The organism is Variovorax sp. Soil_C_39 (assembly GCF_057656815.1).
In genome coordinates this window covers 1-3,348 of record NZ_JBDGJQ010000030.1, presented here as the reverse complement: position 1 = coordinate 3,348, position 3,348 = coordinate 1, and the positions used below count along the sequence as shown (strand labels likewise).

The 3,348-nt window shown below is 56.2% G+C and carries 3 protein-coding genes and 1 pseudogene; 2 read left to right on the top strand and 2 right to left on the bottom strand.

Annotated features, from left to right (window positions below; all coding sequences use genetic code 11):
- Positions 1-62 precede the first annotated feature (62 nt).
- Together AC3A6J_RS27925 and AC3A6J_RS27920 are read right to left on the bottom strand one after the other, a co-directional pair.
- A pseudogene (locus AC3A6J_RS27925) lies at positions 63-278 on the bottom strand (IS5/IS1182 family transposase); the annotation flags it as partial.
- 282 nt (positions 279-560) lie between these two features.
- On the bottom strand, positions 561-1,304 hold the full coding sequence (locus tag AC3A6J_RS27920; RefSeq protein ID WP_487863259.1) for a TraB/GumN family protein: 744 nt from the start codon (positions 1,302-1,304) through the stop codon (positions 561-563).
- A gap of 412 nt (positions 1,305-1,716) precedes the next feature.
- On the opposite strand from AC3A6J_RS27920, the gene AC3A6J_RS27915 reads away from it, so the two are divergent.
- Together AC3A6J_RS27915 and AC3A6J_RS27910 are read left to right on the top strand one after the other, a co-directional pair.
- A complete protein-coding gene (locus AC3A6J_RS27915) occupies positions 1,717-2,187 on the top strand; it encodes a hypothetical protein (RefSeq protein ID WP_487863258.1) in 471 nt (156 codons plus the stop codon).
- Positions 2,188-2,688: 501 nt separating this feature from the next.
- Complete coding sequence (locus AC3A6J_RS27910; RefSeq protein WP_487863257.1) at positions 2,689-3,099, top strand: DUF4238 domain-containing protein; 411 nt, start codon at positions 2,689-2,691, stop codon at positions 3,097-3,099.
- Positions 3,100-3,348 lie beyond the last annotated feature (249 nt).

Sequence of the window (3,348 nt, the reverse complement as noted above, 5' to 3'; positions counted from 1 at the left end):
ACTCGTCGAGCCGTAGACCTCTGCGCGCGCATCGATTCCGGCGCCGCGGGCAAGGGCGTGGTTTATTGACCGCTTACAATCAGGGTACTTGCGCCGAGGATCTTGATTGCTCGCTTGAAGTTGTAGGTCGGAACCTGCAGATTCATCTCGGTTTTCACGTTCGGCAAGGTCTTCGTCAGGAAGTGCGTGGCGCCCATCCACGCTTTCAGGGTGCCGGACACGTGTTCGATCGTTCGTTGCCTGAACTTTGAGGCCTCGGGCGCAGCATCTAGACGTGCCTAGACCCTTTCCAGGACCTCCTTAGCGCGCGAAATTCCGTATTTCGGCTTATTGGAGCCATGCCCTGCCCTATCGAGCGTCGCCGATACAAACCACTTTCGCGCTGACAATGAGGCGGGCGCCCAACCGACGATAACCACACCTGTCTAAACACCCAGTTATCGGTGGCTGAACGCTTCGCGTGCGGTTGAAACGTGCTGTGGGCAGCTGGCACCTCGTCCCTGCGAGCGACAAGGATGGAGCAAATGCACTCGGGACGCCACGCGGCCGGTACGTTACTCTCAGGAACGCCCGCTCACTGCCATGCCGGCGTTTTTTAGGATCGCCAGAATTCCGTTACTTCCGTACGCATGGGCCGCCCCCACGACAAAGACAGCAGCCCTTCCAGTTGATACTGCTGTTGTCACAGCGCCAGTCATCGTTAAGTTGCGATCGCCATACAGCCGTTGTGCGAGCCGAGGAGCGCGCTGCCACGCGGCCTCGACGTCAGCATGTAAAACATCTTCGCTACCGTCGAACCAAGCGCGGACAGCTGCATCGACGTCCTGCAGATACCTGTCACTGATGACGTACTCGAGTTCGCTCACTTGCTCGACGAGGGGAACGGAGCGGAGCGCGGAGGCGAGCTCACTGTCCACCTCAAGAAATTCAAGTTTCGGCCCTGCGAGGACGGCCATTTGCCAATCTATTCCGCTCGCCGCCTCCCAATCACGTTGAGCAAGGCGCAATGAAGAGACTTCATTAGCGGCCTCCAGAGGGGACATTCCTTCGGCCTCAGCTGGATCTACGAACAAGGCTTTGCAAATGACCTCGAACTGTCTCCCGACCGCTTCCGGAAGAGTCGTGGAGAGACAGCCTGGAGCGCCGGGGACCGAGGGAAGCGGCATCGTTGGATCTCGCTCCAAGTAGACAACGTCCGCTTGAGCAACTATATGCGCTAACTCAGTAGGCAATTTGGTGCCTGCGCGAAGTTGGTGGAATGACGGAACGAGAAAAATATTGCTGCCGACAATCTGATAAAGCATTCGGGACCTCGCACATATGCTGCCACATGGTAACGGACGAGCGATCGAACGACACTTGCGCAAAGTCGGTGCACTTGCACAAGTGCCGCAAGCTACCTCTCGTGCGTTGTCATGCTTATGCAAGTTCTGCTTCACCGTACGATGAAGAGCATGCGGTTGAGTTTCTGCACGCGTTGCCATCTTCCGACTGTTATCGGACGGCTGGGCGGCCTCAGTTCTCAACTCACGATAAGCAGGCGTTTACGAGGGTTAGCTCCACGTCATGCGAGGGAGCACTAAGTTTTTTTCTATAGTCGACCAGTTAATTTTCGACAATCAAAATCACAAGCCGCCTCACAGCCGGTTAAGAGGCGAGCGGCGGTTGTCAGCATGAAGGCGGATCCGCAGTGGGGATCAGTCGTATCATGAAATGATGACCATCGTCGACCAATCCTTCGCAACACATACCTATGCTGCCTTGCAGCGCCTCGCCACGATCTCATCCAAACTGTACGACGCAGTTCAAGGGACTGACTCGGGGACACACGATTTAGACGCTCAACCTTTTGTCGTGAAAGATGGGGAGATCCGCGTGCCATGTGCATCTATCACCCTGGTTACGCGGCAAAGACCGATTCTTTGGAGGCCAAGCAGTCCAATCCCTTCCGCTCTGGAATGGGTCTTCTACAAGCCGGAGGAACTTGAGCCGATGCGCCTGAAGCGTGTTGGGCACCTTTATGTGGCCCCCTTTGGCGAAGGGCAGATTGAGATCCGCATGGGAGACTCACCTGATGAATCCCGCCAACTCACCGTCCCAGTTCATCCGGACTTTCTCCGCGACCTCAGGGCTTGGGTGATCTGCCGTCTTCACGAGATCGGCCACTTTGTACCTGGAAAATCTTAGTCCGATGCTGGAATCCGACCAACCGGATACAGCGAGTACTTAGACAACAGTTCACACCCTGCTGGCCAATCTGACAGCCGCTCGCGCGGAGTGAGGCAGTATTCGTACATTCCCAAATGGTCGCGGTGCGCATACCGGATTAAGAGTGACGCTAGGATTCTCAGTTTTGATGGGGCACCCCGGTCTTGAGGGCAAGTGCGCCTGTCTAGCCTACGGCCCGCGTCTAGAGAAACTTCCGTCTCACGGAGCCTCGCTGGTCGCCGGCAGGAGCTCGTGGCGCGCTGCAGGACTCCACGGCTCATCTTCTAAAGCTTAGTCTCTCCCGAAGCGTAGCCGAAACCACATAGCCCTCGTCGCGCGCCTCGATATGTCAAGTACGATGACAGCCTGCCCGGCGCCAACCCCTACGGAGTAGTTAAGCCGAATCGGCAGTTCCAGCTGTCGCAGTTCGCACAGCCAGGACACTCACGTGATCGACCATTCCATTCGATAGGAGGAGGCATGAGTGACCCGCTACAGCACTACGTCCCGAAGTTTATGCTTCGACGGTTCTCCTCCGGCAAAAAGGACCTTGTCCACGCCTACGACAAGAGAGAGGACAAGATCTTTGCATTCTCGACTTCGAAAAAAACCAAGATAGGCGTGGCTGCAGAGCGAGCCATCTATGACTTCGAATTCCAAGGCATACCGATGACGCTCGAGCATTCACTGAGCAATCTCGAAACCAAGGCTGCCGAGATCACTGCCAAGATCATTCAGAATCAGCGAGTGGATCCCGAATGGCATGAAGGAAGGGCGACAGTCGCCAGCTTCCTTGCCGTACAACTCGTGCGACGCGAGCTACCATGGCAACGCTTGATGACCTGTCCATCGAATGGAGGGGTACTTCCGCTCTCAAGGGGTGCCAGATAAATTCTTCGAGCCGGAGCCGGAAGTCGGGGACAAGGCGAATGTCAGGAAAGCGCACTACGCACGGATAATCACCAATGCGCCCAAGGACTTGGCGCCCCTGCTGCTGGACAAGGTCTGGCACCTCTTGCAAACTGATGGCAGCGATCCATTTCTCATGGGCGATCATCCATTCTGTTGAGTTCCATGCAATCCTGACCCGGCATTTCCATCCAATATTGACCCACCCTCTTTGCGAGCCTGGTGGCTCAC